The 20565-nt window shown below is 47.4% G+C and carries 22 protein-coding genes and 1 other annotated feature (1 of these 23 running past the window's edge); of the genes, 19 read left to right on the top strand and 3 right to left on the bottom strand.

What is annotated here, in order from left to right; translation table 11 throughout:
• Window positions 1-179 (top strand) — a binding site (T-box leader); it begins 67 nt to the left of the window's first position.
• A 54-nt stretch (window positions 180-233) separates the two neighbouring features.
• The 14 genes from B5E64_RS06530 (at window position 234) to B5E64_RS06470 (ending at window position 12720) form a co-directional block, all read left to right on the top strand.
• Window positions 234-2885, top strand: a complete 2652-nt coding sequence (locus tag B5E64_RS06530; protein WP_087167716.1) for a valine--tRNA ligase — start codon at window positions 234-236, stop codon at window positions 2883-2885.
• 16 nt (window positions 2886-2901) lie between these two features.
• Window positions 2902-5124 (top strand): LTA synthase family protein, encoded by a 2223-nt coding sequence (locus B5E64_RS06525; protein ID WP_087167715.1) that lies wholly within the window; start codon window positions 2902-2904, stop codon window positions 5122-5124.
• Between the two features lies 1 nt (window position 5125).
• Entirely contained in the window at window positions 5126-6433 is a 1308-nt protein-coding gene (locus B5E64_RS06520) for a folylpolyglutamate synthase/dihydrofolate synthase family protein (protein ID WP_330680297.1), read from the top strand.
• Window positions 6427-6561, top strand: a complete 135-nt coding sequence (locus tag B5E64_RS18630) for a hypothetical protein (RefSeq protein ID WP_255396431.1) — start codon at window positions 6427-6429, stop codon at window positions 6559-6561. Before B5E64_RS06520 ends, B5E64_RS18630 begins: the two co-directional genes overlap by 7 nt.
• An 18-nt stretch (window positions 6562-6579) precedes the next feature.
• Window positions 6580-7923 (top strand): tetratricopeptide repeat protein, encoded by a 1344-nt coding sequence (locus B5E64_RS06515; RefSeq protein ID WP_087167714.1) that lies wholly within the window; start codon window positions 6580-6582, stop codon window positions 7921-7923.
• Between the two features lie 137 nt (window positions 7924-8060).
• On the top strand, window positions 8061-8375 hold the full coding sequence (locus tag B5E64_RS06510; RefSeq protein WP_087167746.1) for an anti-sigma factor antagonist: 315 nt from the start codon (window positions 8061-8063) through the stop codon (window positions 8373-8375).
• A complete protein-coding gene (spoIIAB, locus tag B5E64_RS06505) occupies window positions 8372-8830 on the top strand; it encodes an anti-sigma F factor (RefSeq protein WP_087167713.1) in 459 nt (152 codons plus the stop codon). The genes B5E64_RS06510 and spoIIAB overlap by 4 nt, the downstream gene beginning before the upstream one ends.
• Window positions 8809-9534, top strand: coding sequence for a SigF/SigG family RNA polymerase sporulation sigma factor (locus B5E64_RS06500; protein WP_087167712.1), 726 nt, complete (start codon window positions 8809-8811; stop codon window positions 9532-9534). Before spoIIAB ends, B5E64_RS06500 begins: the two co-directional genes overlap by 22 nt.
• 78 nt (window positions 9535-9612) lie before the next feature.
• Entirely contained in the window at window positions 9613-9816 is a 204-nt protein-coding gene (locus B5E64_RS06495; protein ID WP_087167711.1) for a hypothetical protein, read from the top strand.
• Window positions 9770-10399, top strand: a complete 630-nt coding sequence (locus B5E64_RS06490) for a stage V sporulation protein AA (RefSeq protein ID WP_087167710.1) — start codon at window positions 9770-9772, stop codon at window positions 10397-10399. The genes B5E64_RS06495 and B5E64_RS06490 overlap by 47 nt, the downstream gene beginning before the upstream one ends.
• Window positions 10389-10811: a stage V sporulation protein AB gene (locus B5E64_RS06485; RefSeq protein WP_087167709.1), complete on the top strand. Its 423-nt coding sequence runs from the start codon at window positions 10389-10391 to the stop codon at window positions 10809-10811. Before B5E64_RS06490 ends, B5E64_RS06485 begins: the two co-directional genes overlap by 11 nt.
• 12 nt (window positions 10812-10823) lie before the next feature.
• The gene (gene spoVAC, locus B5E64_RS06480; protein ID WP_207753146.1) at window positions 10824-11303 is read left to right on the top strand and encodes a stage V sporulation protein AC; all 480 of its coding nucleotides are present in this window, start codon (window positions 10824-10826) and stop codon (window positions 11301-11303) included.
• Between the two features lie 18 nt (window positions 11304-11321).
• Window positions 11322-12347 (top strand): stage V sporulation protein AD, encoded by a 1026-nt coding sequence (locus B5E64_RS06475; protein ID WP_343284048.1) that lies wholly within the window; start codon window positions 11322-11324, stop codon window positions 12345-12347.
• A gap of 16 nt (window positions 12348-12363) precedes the next feature.
• Window positions 12364-12720: a SpoVA/SpoVAEb family sporulation membrane protein gene (locus tag B5E64_RS06470; protein ID WP_087167708.1), complete on the top strand. Its 357-nt coding sequence runs from the start codon at window positions 12364-12366 to the stop codon at window positions 12718-12720.
• Window positions 12721-12758: 38 nt separating this feature from the next.
• Here B5E64_RS06470 and B5E64_RS06465 read toward each other — a convergent pair whose 3' ends face one another.
• Window positions 12759-13025, bottom strand: coding sequence for a hypothetical protein (locus B5E64_RS06465; RefSeq protein ID WP_087167707.1), 267 nt, complete (start codon window positions 13023-13025; stop codon window positions 12759-12761).
• A gap of 130 nt (window positions 13026-13155) precedes the next feature.
• Here B5E64_RS06465 and B5E64_RS06460 point away from each other — a divergent pair, with 130 nt between their 5' ends.
• The 3 genes from B5E64_RS06460 to B5E64_RS06450 all read left to right on the top strand — a co-directional run bounded on the left by B5E64_RS06460 (window position 13156) and on the right by B5E64_RS06450 (window position 16630).
• Window positions 13156-13671 carry an isochorismatase family cysteine hydrolase gene (locus B5E64_RS06460; RefSeq protein ID WP_087167706.1) on the top strand — a complete coding sequence of 172 codons (516 nt, stop codon included), beginning with the start codon at window positions 13156-13158 and terminating at the stop codon, window positions 13669-13671.
• A 124-nt stretch (window positions 13672-13795) separates the two neighbouring features.
• A complete protein-coding gene (locus B5E64_RS06455; protein ID WP_087167705.1) occupies window positions 13796-14491 on the top strand; it encodes a GTP pyrophosphokinase family protein in 696 nt (231 codons plus the stop codon).
• A 9-nt stretch (window positions 14492-14500) separates the two neighbouring features.
• Entirely contained in the window at window positions 14501-16630 is a 2130-nt protein-coding gene (locus B5E64_RS06450) for a DNA topoisomerase III (protein WP_087167704.1), read from the top strand.
• A gap of 20 nt (window positions 16631-16650) precedes the next feature.
• Here B5E64_RS06450 and B5E64_RS06445 read toward each other — a convergent pair whose 3' ends face one another.
• On the bottom strand, window positions 16651-17514 hold the full coding sequence (locus tag B5E64_RS06445; protein WP_087167703.1) for a MurR/RpiR family transcriptional regulator: 864 nt from the start codon (window positions 17512-17514) through the stop codon (window positions 16651-16653).
• 214 nt (window positions 17515-17728) lie between these two features.
• On the opposite strand from B5E64_RS06445, the gene ald reads away from it, so the two are divergent.
• Both ald and B5E64_RS06435 read left to right on the top strand, forming a co-directional pair.
• On the top strand, window positions 17729-18841 hold the full coding sequence (ald, locus tag B5E64_RS06440) for an alanine dehydrogenase (RefSeq protein ID WP_087167702.1): 1113 nt from the start codon (window positions 17729-17731) through the stop codon (window positions 18839-18841).
• Between the two features lie 136 nt (window positions 18842-18977).
• On the top strand, window positions 18978-19364 hold the full coding sequence (locus B5E64_RS06435; protein WP_087167701.1) for a hypothetical protein: 387 nt from the start codon (window positions 18978-18980) through the stop codon (window positions 19362-19364).
• A gap of 64 nt (window positions 19365-19428) precedes the next feature.
• Here the strand turns inward: B5E64_RS06435 and B5E64_RS06430 are convergent, their stop codons facing one another.
• Window positions 19429-20307 carry a YitT family protein gene (locus B5E64_RS06430; RefSeq protein ID WP_087167700.1) on the bottom strand — a complete coding sequence of 293 codons (879 nt, stop codon included), beginning with the start codon at window positions 20305-20307 and terminating at the stop codon, window positions 19429-19431.
• Between the last annotated feature and the right edge of the window lie 258 nt (window positions 20308-20565).

Here is a 20565-nt window from a genome sequence, read left to right as displayed (position 1 = left end):
GTGATTACAAGAAGGAGTTGTGGAAGGTAGCTTTGGAGCCGGATGTCTGAATGTGTCCGATTGAGAGAAAGGACAGTAGGAGATCCCGGAGTAGTTCCCGTTATAGAACGAAGAGATATACATCTGTCAGAGAGGACAGGTGTATAAAAAAGGTGGTACCGCGTTTTGACGCCCTTTACATATGTAAAGGGCGTTTTGTTATTCACAGGAACGCTTGAAATGAGGAGGTAATGATGAGCAGACAGTTGGACAAAACGTACAATCCGAAGGAGATTGAACCGAAGCTTTATGAAAAATGGTGTGAGAATAAGTATTTTCACGCAGAAGTAGACAGGAGCAGAAAGCCGTTTACGACGGTGATGCCGCCGCCGAATATCACAGGAAAGCTGCACATGGGACATGCCCTGGACAATACGCTTCAGGATATCCTGATCCGTTATAAGAGAATGCAAGGATACAATGCCCTCTGGATTCCGGGTACGGACCATGCGGCGATCTCCACCGAAGTTAAGGTGACGAATCAGTTAAAAGAAGAGGGCATCGACAAGAGGGAGTTTGGAAGAGAAGGCTTTCTGGATCGTGTCTGGGAGTGGAAAGAGGAGTATGCAGGGACGATTGAATCCCAGTTAAAGAAACTTGGCGTATCCTGTGACTGGGACAGAGAGCGGTTCACGATGGACGAAGGATGCAGCAGGGCTGTAGAGGAAGTGTTCGTACGCCTTTATGAAAAAGGATATATCTACAAAGGTTCCCGGATCATCAACTGGTGTCCGGTATGCCAGACTTCCCTTTCTGATGCGGAAGTAGAGCATGAGGAACAGGCAGGACATTTCTGGCACATCCGTTATCCGATCGTAGGCACGGACAGAAGCCTTGTGATCGCGACGACACGTCCGGAGACGATGCTTGGAGATACTGCGATTGTAGTAAATCCGGAAGATGAACGTTATACCGATATTATTGGAAAGAAAGCGCTTCTGCCGCTTGTAAATAAGGAAATCCCGATCATTGCGGATGCCTATGTAGACAAGGAATTCGGAACCGGTGCCATGAAAGTGACTCCGGCACATGACCCGAACGACTTCGAGATCGGAAAGAGACACGGCCTGGAAGAGATCAACATCATGAATGATGATGCGACGATCAATGAAAACGGCGGCAAGTACGCAGGCATGGGACGCTACGAAGCAAGAGAAGCGATCGTGCAGGATCTGAAAGACCAGGGATATCTGGTAAAAGTGGAAGATTATGCACATAATGTAGGTGTACACGAGAGATGTAAGCAGACGGTCGAGCCGTTAATCAAGCAGCAGTGGTTTGTCAAGATGGAAGAGCTTGCAAAGCCGGCCATCAAAGCGCTGGAGACAGGAGAATTAAAGCTGATTCCGGAGCGTATGAACAAAATATATCTGCAGTGGCTGAACAATATCCGTGACTGGTGTATTTCCAGACAGATCTGGTGGGGACACCGGATTCCGGCATACTACTGCGACGAATGCGGCGAAATGATTGTACAAAGAGGCGGAGCTCCGGCCGTATGCCCGAAATGCGGATGCACGCACTTTACACAGGATGAGGATACACTGGATACCTGGTTCTCCTCCGCACTGTGGCCGTTCTCCACACTTGGATGGCCGGATCAGACAGAGGAGCTGGATTACTTCTATCCGACAGATGTCCTTGTAACCGGATATGACATCATCTTCTTCTGGGTAATCCGTATGGTATTCTCAGGATTTGAGCAGACCGGAAAATGCCCGTTCCACACGGTATTCTTCCACGGCCTGATCCGGGATGACCAGGGAAGAAAGATGAGCAAGTCGCTTGGAAACGGGATCGATCCGCTGGAAATCATCGACGAGTACGGTGCTGATGCGCTCCGTCTTACGGTGGTGACAGGAAACGCGCCTGGAAACGATATGCGTTTCTATAAAGAAAAAGTAGAAGCAAACCGTAACTTTGCAAACAAAGTATGGAACGCTTCCAGGTTTATCCTGATGAATATGGAAGATAAAGTGATCAGCCGTCCGGATGCCCAGGATCTTACAGCAGCTGACAGGTGGATCCTTTCCAGAGCAAACCGTCTGATCAAAGATGTGACGGAAAACATGGATAAATTTGAACTGGGAATTGCAGTACAGAAAGTATACGACTTTATCTGGGATGAATTCTGTGACTGGTACATCGAGATGGCAAAATACCGTATTTACCATTCCGATGAAAATTATAAGGCAGCCAATGCAGCGCTTTGGACCTTGAAAACGGTTCTTGCGGACGCACTTAAACTTCTGCATCCGTACATGCCGTTTGTGACAGAAGAAATCTACAGTGCCCTTGTTCCGTCAGAAGAATCTCTGATGATGTCTGACTGGCCGGAATACGATGAAGCACTGAACTTCCCGGAGGAAGAAAATATCGTTGATCATGTCAAGGATATTGTAAGGGGTGTAAGAAATGCACGTGCTGAGATGAACGTGCCAAACAGCCGGAAGGCAAAAGTATTTATTGTTTGTGAGAATGAGACACTTTGTGAGGGGTTTGAAACATTAAAAGAATCAGTGAAACCATTGATGAATGCAAGCGATCTCATCATTCAGGGAACGAAAGAGGGAATCTCTGAGGATGCGGTTTCTATTGTAGTTCCGGATGGAGCAGTGTATATGCCGCTTGAGGATCTGATTGATTTTGAACAGGAGAAGGAACGTCTCTTAAAAGAAGAAGAAAAGCTGAAAAAAGAACTTGCCCGTGTAAACGGCATGCTGAACAATGAGAAATTCATGAGTAAGGCGCCGGAGGCAAAGGTCAATGAAGAGCGGGCCAAGCTGGAAAAATATACACAGATGATGGAACAGGTTCAGGAACGTCTTGCATCGATCATGAAATAGCAGACAAGGGGAAATCATGAAGAAAATCCATTTTAAGAAACCGGATATCAAAGGAAAAATAGAGAGACTGCGTCACCTGAGCAGAGAGGATATTAAGAACAATTTGAAAAAAAGAAAAGAACGCCGGCAGCGGATTCTGGAAGAACGCAAAAACAGCGCTTTTTCCAGAAAGATGGCGCCGGTGTACAAGTGGATGAATATTTTTTCCCTTCCGCTTCACGCGGTTTGGGCAATGGTCATCAACCTGATCATTGAAAGTATTTCACGCCATTCTGTTTTCGCGGCATGGAATTATATGGTGGAAACGCCGCTTGTATTTCTTTACAATGCGTTTATGATTTTTGTGACCTTTTCGATTGTGTATCTGTTCCGGCGGAGGGTGTTTGTTCGGATTTTGATCAGTGTATTCTGGCTGATGCTTGGAGTTGTAAACGGAGCGATGCTTTTAAAGAGGGTCACGCCGTTTAATGCACAGGACCTGAAGGCACTGACCGAAGGACTGTCCCTGTTTACCAATTATTTTGCTGTCTATGAGCTGATCATTATGGCAGTCGGTGTTGTTGCGGTGATCATATGGGTGATCGCTATGTGGCGCCGGGGCGGACAGTATCAGGGGAAGATGCACAGGTGGCTCGCGCTGGCCGGTGTCGGGATCTGCTGCGGAGCATATGTGGTTTTGACAAATCTTGCGGTTGACCATCGTGTGGTATCGACTTATTTTGGAAATATTGCTTTTGCATATGAAGATTATGGACTTCCGTACTGCTTTTCTGCCAGTCTGTTCAACACGGGAATTGATAAACCGAACGGATACAGTGAAGAGACGATCGATGAGATTAACAAGGACGGAACTTTGACAAAGAGTGAAACAAGTCTGAAAGAAGGCGAGATGCCAAATATTATTTTTGTGCAGCTGGAATCCTTCTTTGATCCGACGGAGGTGGAATTCTACCAGCTCTCCAAGGACCCGATTCCGTTCCTGAGGTCATTGTTTAATGAGTATTCGACCGGATACTTCAAGGTACCGTCTGTCGGTGCGGGAACTGCAAATACAGAGTTTGAGGTATTGACCGGAATGAACATGCGGTATTTCGGACCGGGCGAGTATCCATTTAAGACAAAATTAAAGACGGAAGTCTGCGAAAGTGCGGCAACAGCGCTTTCTGCTCTCGGATACGGGACTCACGGAATACACAATAACGGTGGAAACTTCTACAGCCGTGCGCGGGTGTACAATAATACCGGATTTGATACGTTTACGAGCAAGGAATTTATGAATATCCTTCAGACTACACCGAATAACTGGTCAAAGGATGATATTCTTGTGGAACACATCATGGACGCACTGGATTCGGATGAACAGCAGGATTTTGTCTTTACTATCAGTGTGCAGGGGCATGGTGATTATCCGACAGAGAAAGTGATTGAGAATCCGGAGATTACCGTTTCCGGAATGGAAGACCAGGAGAAGCAGAATGCATGGGAATACTATGTAAACCAGATCTATGAAATGGATCAGTTCGCCCGGCACCTTGTGGAAGAGGTGGAAAAAAGAGATGAGCCGAGCGTCATCGTATTTTACGGGGACCATCTTCCGACCATGGGACTGGAAGCGAAGGATCTGAAGAGCAGGTATCTCTATAATACCAATTACGTGATCTGGGACAACATCGGACTTGAGAAAGAGGACAGAAACATACCGTCCTACCAGATTATGGCAGATGTGTTTGAACGTCTGGGAATCCATTCGGGAACGGTGTTCAACTATCATCAGCAGAGAAGACAGACCGAGGATTATCTGAAAGATCTGGAACTTCTGCAGTATGACATTCTCTACGGAGAACAGTATGTGTACGATGGCGACCCGCCGATTACGGAAGGACATATGAGAATGGGTGTCAAGGATGTGACGTTGAATAATATTGTGCCGCAGCCTGGAGAGGAAAATTCCTACAGTCTGTACGGAGAAAATATGACGCGGAACAGCAAGATCTTTGTCAACGGGGAACAGCAGGACAGTAAGTTCCTCAATAATACCCATGTGGTGTTAAATGACTGTGCTTTGGAGGACGGAGATATTATCACTGTGATCCAGATGGGATCCAGCAGTACGGTATTTGCCACCTCTCAGAAATATGTCTACCAGAACGGAACGCTCACCTTGGCTCCGGAAGAGGAACAGGATGAGCCGGCAAAGAACTGGGTAGAAGCGTTTGAAGGCACAAGTGATGAGGAATAATATGATGAATTATGAAGAAGCGGTAAACTATATTGACAGGCTTCAGATGTTTGCAAAAAAACATTCCCTGGACCATACGAGAGTATTTTTATCGTATCTGGGTATGCCCCAGCGCGAGAAAAAGATCATCCATGTGGCAGGGACCAACGGGAAAGGAAGCGTGTGCAGATATCTGCAGGCGCTTCTGACCGGAGAGGGGAAGAAGACGGGACTGTTTACTTCCCCTCATCTTGTTACGATCCGGGAGCGGATCCGTATCGGCGAAGAAATGATATCCGAAGAACAATTTGTCCGGATATTTGAGGAAGTTCGAAAAGCCGCCGGAGAGATGGAAAAAGAAGGACTTGGCCACCCGACTTATTTTGAGTTTTTATTCGGAATGGCGATGAAATTCTTTGACGAAGAAGAGGCGGAATATATCATTCTGGAGACCGGTCTCGGAGGAAGACTGGATGCGACAAACAGCATTGAACATCCGGTCCTGACCGTGATCACGTCCATCGGAATGGATCATACGGAGATTCTGGGAGATACGATCGAAAAGATTGCTGCGGAAAAAGCGGGAATCATCAAACCGGGTGTGCCGCTGATCTGTGACGCGACAGATGAAAAGGCACTTGGTGTCCTGAAAAAAACGGCGGAAAATGCCGGCGCGGAATGTAGAGAAATCTCGGAAAATGCGTTCAAAATCATGAAAATTACGGGAAAGGATCTTGAATTTTCAACGTCAAATCGGTATGATGATACTGCAATGTGGAAACTGCCGACGACAGCATCGTATCAGCCGATGAATGCAGTGCTCGCGCTGGAGGCAATGAAGCGTCTGGTCAAAGAGCCGACGGCATCGTGGAGGAAGATTCTGGAGACGACGTCCTGGAAGGGAAGGATGGAGGAAGCGCTTCCGGGGATCGTACTGGACGGTGCACACAATATGCCGGCTGTCAGAGCGCTTGCGAAAAGTATCCGGATGCAGGAGAAATTTCGCAGTCCGGATGGAAAGCTGATCGTATTGTTTTCCGCGGTGAAGGAAAAGGACTATCATGAAATGATCCGTTTTGTCTGCCGTGAAATTCCGGCAGATTTGATTGTTGTAACAAAGATTCCGGATGAGCGGGGAGTAAATCCCGGAGAGCTTCAGAAGGATTTTGCTCAATGGACGGACAGCCGCGTGGTAGTCAAAGATACGGTAAAAGAGGCGTGCAGCTATGTCACTGCCTGCAAACGGGAACAGGATCAGGTATACTGTTTTGGTTCCCTGTACCTTGTAGGAGAAATGGAAACATTACTAAGGGAGGCAGCCAGATGTTAAATTTTGAAGAAGAACTGAAGAAATTTCAGCCAAGCCTGGAAGTAGACGAGATCGAAGAAGAGGCCTTGAGTGAGGATCTGACGGATCTGTCGGATCTTTTAAAAGATATCTTGGAAACAACGAGATAACAGAACGGGGAGATATAAATGGATATCAGAGGAGAACTGAGGTACCGGTCCCTGTACTGGTATAATGATGGATTGAGAAAAGCGAAAATACGGGACCTGACAGGAGCAGAAAACTCACTGAAAAAAAGTATTCAATTTGATAAATATAATAAGGATGCAAGGAATCTTCTGGGACTTGTCTATTATGGCAGAGGAGATGTGACGCGTGCGCTTGTTGTCTGGACAGTGAGCCTGAAGCTGGTTCCTGCTGACAATATCGCATCCGACTATATCGATGAATTCAAATCTTCCAGGGGGGATCTGGAAGCAGTCGATCAGACTGCGAAGAAGTACAACCAGTGCCTGCAGTACTGCAGACAGGGAGGGGAAGATCTGGCTGTCATCCAGCTGAAAAAGATCGTAACCGAACACCCTGATTTTCTGAAAGCATATCAGCTTCTGGCACTGTTGTATCTGCACACGGAGCAGTATGCTAAGGCAAGACAGGTGCTCAGAAAAGCACAGAAACTGGATACGACAGATCCGATCACGCTGAACTATATTTACGAGCTGAACCGGATGCACAGAAAACGTACGTCCGGACAGAAGGATGTGAAGGAACAGCAGACCGTAAGCTATAAACTCGGCAATGAAACAATCATCCAGCCGGTGGAAACAAAAGAACGGGAAAAAGGAATGGCGTTTACGATTGCCAATATTGTCATCGGCCTTGTGGTCGGAGCGGCAGTGATGTGGTTTCTGATTATGCCGGCGGTCAATGAGTCCCAGGCAAGACAGATGAATGAAAGCATTGTGGAGGCAAGCGACCAGATCGCTTCCCAGGAGTCTGAGATCAGCGCCCTGGAAAAGGAGCTGGAAAGCTACCGGACCCAGAGTGATGAGGCACAGACGGCAAAAGAGACCGCGGAGTCCACAAAGAGCAGCTACGAGTCTCTGATGGATATTCAGACCAAATACCGCAACGGCTCGGAGTCGAATGAAAACCTGGCGGATGAGCTTCTGGCCATCAATCAGGATTCTCTTGGAGATCTGGGAAAAGAACAGTTTACAGAACTGACAGAGAGCATTTACCCGTCAGCCTGCCGGAGACAGTACAACCGGGGAGTGGCCAACTCGGATGTGGAAAACTACGAGGCGGCAATCGAGAATCTGTCGAAAGTTGTCAGGATGGACGAGACTTATGACGATGGAAACGCCATGTATCTTCTTGCTCAGGCTTATGAGGAGACAGGCGACATGGAAAATGCAAAGAACTATTATCAGAAAGTAACGGAGCAGTTCTCCGGTACATCTCTGGCGGAGGAGGCGCAGTCGGCTCTTGAGAGCCTGAATGCAGCCGGTTCGGGAAATACAGGAGAATAACAGCCGGATAAAAGATCCGATACTACAAAAGAGGATGGTGCACAGTGTGCATCATCCTCTTTTTGTTCCGGCGGACATCCCGGGAAGGCGGTGTCGTGAAAAACCGGAAAGGAAACAACGGAAAGGGGAGAGACCGCATGAAATATCAGATAGAAGAAAACTGTCTGACAATCTTTCTGCCAAAGGAGCTGGACCATCATCAGACGGAAGAAATCCGCAGGGAGGCAGACCGGCAGATTGAAAGAAATCATGTGAAATATGTGATTTTTGATTTTGGGGAGACAAGCTTTATGGACAGCTCCGGAATTGGGGTGATGATGGGAAGATACAGAAAACTGAGCCTGACCGGAGGAGAAGTCTGGGCGGCGAATCTGAATGACCGGATGAAAAAGATCCTGAAAATGTCAGGAGCTGCAAAGATTATTCGAATTTACGAGGAGGAAAGACAATGAAACAGGATACGAATGAAATGGAGATTATATTTGACAGCTGCTCGGAAAACGAAGGGTTTGCCAGGGTGGCAGTGGCATCGTTCATGACACAGCTCAATCCGACACTGGAGGAAGTGGCGGATGTCAAGACCGCTGTCTCCGAGGCGGTCACCAATGCGGTGATTCATGGCTACAATCAGGAAATACATAAAATCTACATCCGATGTGTGACAGCAGGACATGCGCTGGAAATCGAAGTACGGGACGAAGGAAAAGGAATTGAAAATATTGAAGAAGCAATGCAGCCGATGTTTACGACACGGCCGGAACTGGACCGTTCCGGGATGGGATTTGCCTTTATGGAGGCCTTTATGGATGAGCTGACGGTGGAATCAAGTCCCGGATGCGGGACAACCGTCCGTATGAAGAAAATCATCGGCAAAGGACGTGACGGATGGATCATACCGCAGAGCTGATTGAAAAGGCACATCAGGGTGACGCGGATGCAAGAGCACTTCTTGTAGAAGAAAACGTCGGGCTTGTCTGGTGCATTGTTCGAAGATACAGTGGACGGGGAACCGAGGCAGAGGACCTGTTCCAGATCGGGAGTATCGGTCTGTTAAAGGCGATTGACAAGTTTGATCTGACATACGACGTTCGTTTTTCGACCTACGCGGTACCAATGATATCCGGGGAAATCAGACGGTTTCTCCGGGATGACGGAATGCTCAAAGTCAGCCGTTCTCTCAAGGAAATTTCCTGTAAAGCATGTCAGGCGAAAGAAGAATTTACGAAAAAGTACAACCGGGAACCGACAATCCGGGAACTGTCGGAGATTTCCGGAATCGGAAAGGAAGAACTGGTAGAGGCTATGGAAGCATCTGCCGAAGTGGAGTCTTTGCACCGGCCGGTCTACAAGAAAGACGGAAGCGAGGTGGAGCTTCTGGAAAAACTGGAAAAGGAGGAAAAAACAGAAGAAAAGATTATTGACCAGATGTTTCTATATTCCCTTCTGGAAAAGCTGGGAAAAGAGGAACGGCAGCTGATTTATCTCAGATATTTTGAAAACAAAACCCAGTCCGAGACCGGGAAAATGCTTGGCATGTCGCAGGTGCAGGTCTCGCGGCTGGAAAAGAAGATACTGAAACGGATGAAAGAATACGGCAGTCCGCCGGCGTAAAAAAGAATCAGGCATATCCGGTATAAAAAAAGCCAGAACAGACATACTACCTTTGAAAGAAAGGAAAGGTGAAGGAGAATGGAACAGGCAAAAAGAAGAATCCGGATATGCCTGATCTGCGTTGTCACATCAGCTGTTATCCTGGGAATTCTGTATTATGTAATGTCACAGCAACGGCCCGTATCGGAAGAAAACGGAACGCTTGTCAGTGTCAGCATGGAAGAAGGAGGAAACGATGGGAACATCCGGACATACACTCTATATCAAAGGGGAGAAAAATAAGGAACTGGCAAAAACAGAAGTGCTTCTTGGGGATGTGCTTTCGATGGAATGTACCGATCAGACTGTTGTCAGCCGGTTAAAGACAGTGAAACTTCTCCGAGGCTCTTTAAAGAAACGGTATGTCGTATCCATTCTGGAAGTCATCTCCAGAATCCATGAGATTTATCCGAATCTCACCGTGGAAAATATGGGCGAGACAGATCTGATTATTACCATCGAAGATCAGAAAAAGAACGGGAAAGTGATTCCGTTTCTGAAAAGTGTGTTTGTACTTCTTGTAACCTTTATCGGTGCCGGGTTTTCCATCATGTCGTTTAACAATGACGTGGATGTACCAAAACTGTTTAATCAGATTTATTTCCTTGTGACAGGAAACCGGTCGGACGGCTTTGGAATTCTGGAACTGACATACTGTATCGGGATGAGCGTGGGAATTCTGCTGTTTTTCAACCACTTTGGGAAAAGACGTTTTACTGTGGATCCGACGCCGATGGAAGTGGAAATGCGGACGTACGAGGAGGAAATCGAGATGACACTGATCGATGAATACTCACGGAAGAAGGAAGAAAAAGATGTGGGCTGAGCAGATCGTTCTTGGAATCATCGGATTTTCATCCGGCGCGGTCATTGCAGGGGGAATGTTTTCTTTTCTTATCGGGCTTGGGCTGATTTCAGTGTTTGCGGACAGGACCCATACCGGGAAACACATTTTGATGTATGAAAATGCTATTGCCCTCGGCGGAATTCTGTTCAATCTGTTCTTTATCTATCAGATAAAGATACCGGCAGGCAGCTTCCTTCTGGCGCTGTTCGGTCTGTTTTCCGGAATCTTTGTGGGCTGCTGGGCCATGGCGCTTGCAGATATTCTCAATGTATTTCCGATCTTTATCCGGAGGCTGAAAATCATTAAAACCATACCATATATTATCATCGGCCTGTCTCTTGGGAAAACAGCGGGAGCGCTTGTTTATTTTCTGGGAAGATGGGGCGTGTAAGGAGGGATCTGTTTGAAAGAACCGATTAACAGACAACAGGCGAAAAAGCAGAAAAGCTACGAAGAATATGTAAAGCAGAAGACACCGGTGCATAATGTCTGGAAAAACATGTTCCGCGCATTTATCACAGGAGGAACGATCTGTACGATTGGCCAGATCATTTCCAATTATGTGTCCGGCACCGGCATGGACAAGGAGATGACAAGCTGTTATACATCCATGATTCTTGTTCTGTTAAGTGTCGTTTTGACAGGACTGGGACTGTATCCAAAAATCGCGAAATGGGGCGGGGCGGGAGCGCTTGTCCCGATCACCGGATTTGCCAATTCTGTGGCGGCGCCTGCAATCGAATATAAAAAAGAAGGCCAGGTGTTCGGAATCGGATGTAAGATTTTTACTATTGCCGGACCGGTCATTTTGTACGGAATCGTCACGAGCTGGCTGTTTGGACTGATTTACTATTTCCTGCTGAAAGCGGGAATCAGCTGGTAGAGAAAGGTGGGATTGCAGATGAAAAGCGGAATGGCAAAAGGAGCGCAGAGTCTTGGCTTTACAGAGGCGCCCTTCCTGCTGAGCGCGGGAACGATTGTCGGGCAGAAAGAAAGCCAGGGGCCGCTTGGAAAACTGTTCGACGAGTATGGAGAAGACAAGGAAAATCTTTTCGGGAAAGAAACATGGGAGGAGGCAGAAAGCGAAATGCAGAAACGGGCCTGCCTGCGTGCCATACAAAAGGCGCAGATTCCGCAGGAGAAGATCCGCTTTCTGTTCGGCGGCGACCTGTTAAGGCAGGGAACGGCCACCTCCCTTGGAATTGAAAGCCTCCAGATTCCTTTATTCGGACTGTTTGGAGCATGTTCCACATCAGGGGAGGCCATTGCCCTTGGGGCGATGAGCGTGGCCGCCGGATATGCGGACTACGTTCTTGCGGTCACATCCAGCCACTTTGGAAGCGCGGAAAAGGAATTCCGGTTTCCGCTTGGATACGCTTCCCAGAGACCCCTCTCGGCACAGTGGACGGTAACCGGAAGCGGAGCCTTTGTCATCGGAAAGGAAAAATCGAAGGTGCGGATATCCGGAGTGACAGTCGGGAAAATCGTAGACTACGGGCTGAAAGATTCCCAGAATATGGGAGGATGCATGGCTCCGGCGGCATGTGACACCATTCTGGCAAACAGAAAAGATTTTGGCAGGGAGATGGAAGAGTATGATCAGATCGTCACCGGAGATCTCGGATATATTGGAAGCACGATCCTGTTGGAACTTCTGAAGAAAAACGGAGTGGACATTGAGGAAAGACACATGGACTGCGGGATGAAAATTTTCGATCAGAAGACACAGGATACCCATGCCGGAGGCAGCGGCTGTGGGTGCGCGGCAGTGACACTGGGATCTTATGTTCTTCCGAAAATCATAAAAGGTGAGTGGAAGAAAGTACTCTTTGTCCCGACCGGTGCATTGATGTCAACGGTCAGCTTCAATGAAGGCGAGAGCATTCCGGGCATTGCTCATGGCATTGTGCTGGAACGTTCATGTTGACAAAGGAGGAGAAACGATGGAATATTTTAACGCGTTCTGGGCAGGAGGCCTGATCTGCGCGCTTGTACAGATCCTTCTGGACAGGACAAAACTGATGCCGGGAAGAGTCATGGTACTTCTGGTGACATCCGGAACCGTGCTGGGGTTTCTGGGCGTGTATGATCCTCTGATTGAAATGGTCGGCTGCGGAGCAGGCGTTCCGCTTCTCGGGTTTGGAAACACTCTGTTTCAGGGAGTCAAAGAGGCCGTCCTGAAAGACGGATTCATCGGGATCTTTGAAGGAGGATTTACCGCAAGCGCGGCAGGAATCTCGGCGGCACTGGTCTTCGGATATCTTGCATCCTGGATTTTTGAACCGAAAATGAAAAAATAACGGAGGGAAGCCCTCCGTTTTACATAATGCAGCCGCTCTTAATCTTCTTCGATGACCTGGATTTCCAGAAAGTCAAAGTCAATACTGTCAATAAAACTGTCCTGGTAAAACCGCGCTTTGGCATGACGCCGGAACTCATTGATATTGCTGTCAAGCCAGATCGGCTGGCTTAAATCAAACTGATAACAGATCTCTTCCAAAGCCCGGAATACTTTATGTGTTCTTGTGTCGGATGAGTCGTCACAGATCACCGTATCTGACAGCATGCGGTTGTTCTTCCATGTCTTTGCCCACAATCGAAACATCCTGAAAACTCCTTTCTCTGTTTGATCATCATACCATTCTATTAAAGAAATGTAAAGTCTGTCCAGGGTTCCTTTACGCACTTTGGAAATCGTGTTACAATACAGAAAACATGCAGGGAGGAGGAAGAAAATGAAAGAACTTCTGGTCGTGATTGATATGCAGAATGACTTTGTGACGGGAAGCCTTGGGACGAAAGAGGCCTGCGGGATTGTGGACAATGTCAAAAACAAGATTGAGGAATATGTAAAGAAAGGGCAGGAGATTGTCTTTACAAGAGATACACATACAGAGCAGTATCCGGAAACTCAGGAGGGACGTCTCCTGCCGGTGGAACACTGTATCAAAGGAAACAAAGGATGGGAGCTGATTCCGGAGATCCGTCCGTATTCGGAAGGCCGCAGTGTCTTTGACAAGACGACATTCGGAAGCGTTCCGCTTGCAGAGTATATCCGGGACGGTGGATTTGATGCCGTGGAGATGATCGGTCTTTGCACAGATATCTGTGTTGTGTCCAATGCCCTCCTGGCAAAAGCGTATGTGCCGGAGCTGCCGGTCCGGGTTGATCCGGCCTGCTGCGCAGGTGTTACACCCGAAAGCCATGAATCGGCATTATGCACAATGAAGATGTGCCAGATTTTAATATAGTAGAGAAAATAATATAGAAAATGTGAAATAAATGACAAACATATGAAAATATGTTATACTATAAAATGGCGCGTAAATGCGGTAAGCATAAAAATGCAGTCTTTTTCGTGAAAGGTGGAAAAGGATGAATGTAAAAAACTATGAAGATGTAGACAGCTGGAAAACCATGATGTTTCTATATAACGCGGCATTAAAAGAAGTAGGCACAAAGCTGGAAATTTTAAATGATGAGTTCCAGCATGTACATCGGTACAATCCGATTGAACATATCAAAAAGAGAATCAAGACACCGGAGAGCATCGTCAAGAAGCTGAAGAGACAGGGACATGAAAGTTCCATTGAAAATATGGTAAAGTATATCAATGACATTGCAGGAGTCAGACTGATCTGCTCGTTCACTTCGGACATCTATCGTCTGGCTGAGATGATCGGCAATCAGAGTGATCTGAAAGTGCTTTCCATAAAGGATTATATCAAGCATCCGAAGGAAAGCGGATACAAAAGTTATCATATGCTGATCTCGGTTCCGATTTTCCTGACGGACAGTGTGGTAGACACGAAGGTAGAGATCCAGATCCGGACGATTGCCATGGACTTCTGGGCCAGTCTGGAGCACAAGATTTACTATAAGTTTGAAGGAAATGCGCCGGAGTATATCAGCAGAGAGCTGAAAGAATGTGCAAAAATGGTATCAGAACTGGACGATAAAATGCTCTCGCTGAATGAAGCGATTCTGAAATGTCTCGAGCAGGCGGAAGAGGAAAGCAGGCAGCTTGAACTTTTAACGGATCGGGACGGGAATCCGATTTTGAATGAATAGAGGAACACTATGAAATCATTAGTAATCGCAGAAAAGCCATCTGTGGCAAGAGACATTGCCAGGGTGCTGAAATGTAAGAAAAACGGACAGGGAACCATCGAGGGAGAACGGTATATTGTCACCTGGGGGCTTGGCCATCTTGTGACACTTGCTGATCCGGAAGAATATAAGCCGGAATGGAAAGAGTGGAAGATGGATGTGCTTCCGATGATGCCGAAGACATGGAAGCTTTCCGTGATCCGCCAGACAGCAAAGCAGTACAATGCGGTAAAGAGCCAGATACACAGAAAGGATGTCGGAGAGATCATTATTGCCACGGACGCAGGACGGGAAGGAGAGCTGGTGGCAAGATGGATTCTTGAAAAGGCAGGAAATCAGAAACCGGTGAAGCGGCTCTGGATTTCCTCCGTGACGGACCGGGCCATCCGGGAAGGATTTGGACGTCTCCGTGACGGAAGAGACTATCAGAATCTCTATGATGCTGCCCGGTCCCGCGCAAAGGCGGACTGGCTTGTAGGAATCAATGCGACCCGGGCGCTGACATGCAAATATAACGCAAAGCTGACCTGCGGGCGGGTGCAGACACCGACCCTTGCGCTGATCGCAAACAGGGAGGATGAGATTCGTTCTTTCCGGCCGAAGCCGTATTATGGACTGAAAGTTTATGCGGACGGGATCTGCTTTACCTGGCAGGATGGAAAGTCCGGCAGTACGAGATCCTTTGATCCGGAGCGGATCCGTCGGATTTCCGAAGAGATCCGGGGAGAACGGCTGGTGCTGGACAGCGTGGAGAAAAAATCCAGAAAGACGTATGCACCGGGCCTTTATGATCTGACGGAGCTTCAAAGAGAGGCGAACCGTCGTTTCGGATATTCTGCCAAAGAGACTCTCAATATTATGCAGAGATTATATGAGCACCACAAAGTGCTGACCTATCCGCGGACAGACTCCAGATATCTGAGTTCAGACATCGTACCGACCTTAAAAGAACGGATCGAGGCATGCCAGACCGGGCCGTACCGGGCGCTGGCACGGGCTCTTCATGGAAAGCAGTTTACAGCGGACAAGCGGTTTGTGGATGACAGCAAAGTCAGTGACCATCACGCGATTATCCCGACAGAACAGTACGTGGATCTGACTCATATGACTTCGGAGGAGCGTAAGATCTATGATCTTGTCGTACGCAGATTTCTGGCGGTGCTCTATCCGCCGGCTGAATTTGAGCAGATCAGCGTCAAGGCGTCGGTCAAAGGAGAACACTTTGCGGCAAAAGGCGAGACGATCCGGGAAGCCGGATGGAGAGCCGTATATGACAGTGATATCGAAGAAGAAGACGAAGATGACAGCCTGAAAAATCAGATTCTGCCGGAACTGAAGAAAGGGCAGAGCCTGCCTGTCAAAAAGCTGGAAGTGACGGAAGGAAAGACAAAACCTCCGGCACACTATACCGAGGCAACTCTTCTTACCTCCATGGAAAAAGGCGGGCTTGGAACCGTTGCCACAAGGGCGGATATCATTGAAAAGCTGTTCAATACTTTTTATATGGAGAAAAAAGGGAACGATCTTCTGATTACCTCCAAGGGCCGTCAGCTTCTGGAACTTGTTCCGTCAGATCTGAAAAAGCCGGAGCTGACAGCCAGATGGGAGAAGGAACTGCAGAAAATTTCGGACGGCAGGCAAAAAGAGAAGACGTTCATGAAAGAGATTGAGCAATATACCAACAATGTGATGCAGGACATCCGTACAAGCGAAGCGACCTTCCGGCATGACAATCTGACAAACCGGAAATGTCCGCGGTGCGGAAAACGGATGCTGGCAGTCAATGGAAAGAACAGTAAACTGCTTGTCTGCCAGGACAGGGAGTGCGGATATCGTGAGACGGTTTCGCGGACAACCAATGCCAGATGTCCGGTCTGCCATAAACGGATGGAGCTTGTCGGAAAAGGAGAGGACCAGACTTTTGTCTGTGCCTGCGGCCATAAAGAAAAGATGGCGGCCTTTGAGGCAAGAAGAAAGCGGGAAGGCAAAGATGTCAGCAGACAGGATGTCAGACGCTACATGAAACAGCAGCAAAAAGAAGCAGAGCAGCCGCTGAACAACGCGTTTGCGGAAGCTCTGGCAAAGATGAAGATAGAATAAACCGAACAGGAACGGACGTTTCAGTAAGTACCGAACTCGTCCAGATAGAGGTCGATCTTTTTGAGCTTGCGCTCGATGGATCGGCCTTTGCATTTCCTGCTGATGGTATTTAAAAGCACCTCTGTCAGAAACTGGGCGGCACTCAGAGAATTAAAGAAAGAAGTGCTGTTGACCGGAATGGTAAACAGAATGTCGGCATATTCACTTAACAGGGCGCTTGGCTTGTCGGTAAAGAGAATCACTTTTGCGCCTGCGGATTTAGCAAGTTTCAGGGCCAGTTCGTCTATGGAGGAGTAGCGCGGGAAACTGAAAACGATCACGCAGTCGTCGGACGAAATGTCCGCCATCAGGTCAAAAGGACTGACCGATGCGGAGGCGGTATGGATGACGTGATCGGTCATGTGGTGAAGATACAGATTCAGATAGACGCCAAGACAGGCATTCCCGCGGGAAGCAACAATGTATTTCCGGCCGGAAGCAAGAATCAGATCCGCAGCTGCATCCAGCGTCTCCGGACGGTTGGAGGCAAGGGCCTGCTCCAGATTGCCTAATGTATTCTGATATTCATTTGCAAGAATATCGGACGGAAGATCAAGCCGGGAAAGGGCGGCGGCACGGTCGGAAGGGACAGGGAGCCGGTCCGAGATCCGGAAGAGATCACCGTGGTATTCTTTCCGCAGCGCGTTTTGAAAATCGGTGTAGCCGGAAAAGCCAAGAGCCCGGCAGAACCGGATCACAGAAGGCTCACTGATGCCAAGTTTTTCCGCCAGCTTGGTGGAACTCATAAAACAGACCTCTACTGCATGGTCTAATACGAATGATGCAAGGGCCGACTGCACCCGCGTTAATTTTTGGTTTTGAATGAAATTCTGGATTGCTTTCATAGAGATCCTCTTTTCTGTTTGATATAGCTTGATTTAATCACAAATATCTGCAAAAGGCAAGCCTGAGGCAGAAATATGCAATAATTTAAAAATTAACAATTATTGCAAATGCAATTCCGATGTTGTATCATGAATTTAGAGAAATGTAGAAAACGATACAAAGAGAATCGAAAAATTAGGCGATTCTACAAAATGAAATGAAGGAGGGCAAACGATGAAAATCGGATGTGTGAAGGAAATCAAGAACAGAGAGTACCGTGTAGGACTTATTCCGGACAATGCAAAAAGCTATGTAAACGCAGGACATGAAGTATGGATTGAAAAAGGAGCAGGACTTGGATCCGGTTTTACGGATGCGGAATATGAAAAAGCCGGAGCAAAGCTTGTAGATACAGCAAAAGAAGTATGGGACGGCGTGGATATGATGGTTAAGGTCAAAGAGCCTCTTCCGGAAGAGTACGGCTATTTCAGAAAAGATCTCGTTTTATTCACCTATCTCCATCTGGCGGCAGACAAACCACTGACTGATGCGATGCTTGCATCCGGCATGAAAGGATTTGCCTATGAGACACTGATCGAACGGGACGGAAGTATTCCGCTTCTGGCGCCGATGAGCCAGATTGCCGGAAGACTCAGCATCCAGGAGGGAGCAAAGTACCTGGAAAAGACATTCGGAGGATCCGGAGTTCTTTTATCCGGTGTTCCTGGAACACCAAAGGCCAATATCGTCATTATCGGAGGCGGATCCGTGGGAACCAACGCCTGCAAGATTGCGGTCGGAATGGGCGCCAATGTGACGATTCTTGATATCAGCCTTCCAAGACTTGCGTACCTGGATGATATTTTCGGCGCAAGGATCCAGACACTGGTAAGCACGGACACCAATATTGAAAATGCAGTCAAGGAAGCGGATCTCGTGATCGGAAGCGTGCTGATTCCGGGGAAAGCAGCGCCGAAGCTGATGAAAAAAGCCTACTTAAAAGAGATGAAGCCGGGCAGTGTGATCGTGGATGTTGCTGTAGACCAGGGCGGATGCTGTGAGACAACGAAAGTCACATACCACGATGATCCGATCTACGAAGTAGACGGAATTATTCACTACTGCGTCGGAAATATGCCGGGGGCGGTACCAAGAACATCTACCATTGCTCTGACAAATGCGACACTGCGCTATGGACTTGCGATTGCGGAGCACGGACTGGAAGAAGCGTGCAGGAAGAATCCTGTCATGATCTCCGGCGTCAATACCTATGATGGAAAACTGACCTGTAAAAATGTGGCAGAAAGCTTCCAGATGGAATATACTGATCTGCAAAGTCTTCTGTAAAAGGAAATATTAAAAAAGAATGAATGCCGGCTTTCGGACCTTCAGAATATCTTCAGTTTCTAAAGAATATCTTTCGTTGAAGAAATATGAGGACAGTGCTAAAATTACCTCATACCAGAACGAAGGAGGGATATTTATGAAAAGAACTCTGGGAACGAAGGCCGGTTTTGGGATTGGAGCATTACTGGATAAACTGCACAGACACTTTTATCAGGATCCGAACGGGCGTGATCAGGATGAAATAGATATGATTATTGTGACAGGGGACGGCGTTATCGTGAACGATTCCTACTATAATAAAGAGCGGATTAAAGAACTGGTTCAGGAAGCCCTGGATACAAAAGGACGAAAAAGAAGAGTCCGAATTGAAAGGACAGGAGTGCTCTCATGCTGGATTCCTGAAGTCGGGAAAGCGGTACAGAGAAGCGATGGATCCATTGAGATCGGCGGCATAGAGATTCAGAAAAGATCCTGGCTTCATCACGAAATAGAAAAGCTGTTTGCGGAGGAATGTCCGGCGTAAAATAGAAAGAAAAAGAGCTCTGAAAAATGTTAATAATTTTTCGGAGCTCGTTTTTTGTGTCCTTTTATAACCGTTTTTCGAAGTTTCCTTCCACCGAACAGCCTTCGGTAAAGATCATAAAGGCGTTCGGGTCAATGCTCTGGACAATCCGGCGGATCTGGTTCACTTCGTATTTGGAAATCATGACGAAGAGAATATAGGATGTTTCGTTCGTGTAGGCACCGGCCCCCTCCCAGTTGGTGACGCCGCGGCCCGTCTCTTCCATGATCGCCTTGGAAATCCCAAGCTTTTTCGTGAAGATCATGACGCTCATATTGATGTTCTGGATATGGATCCGGTCACATGCTACGGAAGAAATGACTCCGTAGATCAGGGAATAGATCACGGTTTCCAGATTGAACATCAGAAGACAGATCCCGTACACAAAGACATTGATAATAGTTGCCATCTTGCCGACACTGAAATTGCGAAACTTCTTTGTAAAATAAAGGCCAAGGATGTCCTGGCCGCCGCCGGAACTGCCGCCGCGCAGTACCAGCCCGGTTCCAAATCCGGCCACCAGACCTCCGATGACACAGGAAGTCAGACGGTCATCGATGAGAGAGCGTTCCGGAACCGGGATAAAAGTAAGGGCTGCGGTTTCTACAATGACGGTGACAACGGTACGGAAAAAGAATCCACGTCCCATTTTGCTCCACGCCAGATACAGAAGAGGCAGGTTTACGATAAAATAAATGATACCTGCGATATCGGTCTGGCCGAAAGAAAGATGCAGAGCCGAAGTTAAAAAGGTACGAATCAACTGAGCAATTCCCATGAAACCGCCGTTGTACAAGTCAAGCGGTGTAATAAACAGATTGACACCGGCTGCGAAAAGCACCCCGCCGCATACGGAGTAAAGCAGGCCTGTGATCTGTTTTTTCTGATCTGATTTTACTGACATTTCTTTTCCCCTTCCTACTGATATAAAATCCACATTCCTTCTATAATAAAGAAATGGTTCAGTACATTTTGCACTCATTCTATCATTCTGTAATCGGAGTGGCAAGTATTGTTTGAAATATAACAATAAAATTCATGTAAAATTCTCGGATGGAAGAAAAGTGATTTTACAATTTCTTCATATAAAAAACTAATTTTCCGTTTCTGGAATGAAAAATCAAGAAAGGGAGAAGATATTTTACATAGATTTAACCGTTTA

Source organism: Drancourtella sp. An12 (assembly GCF_002160935.1).
In the GTDB taxonomy this organism is placed as follows: Bacteria; Bacillota; Clostridia; order Lachnospirales; family Lachnospiraceae; genus Sellimonas; species Sellimonas catena.
This window is presented reverse-complemented; position numbering and strand designations above follow the sequence as displayed.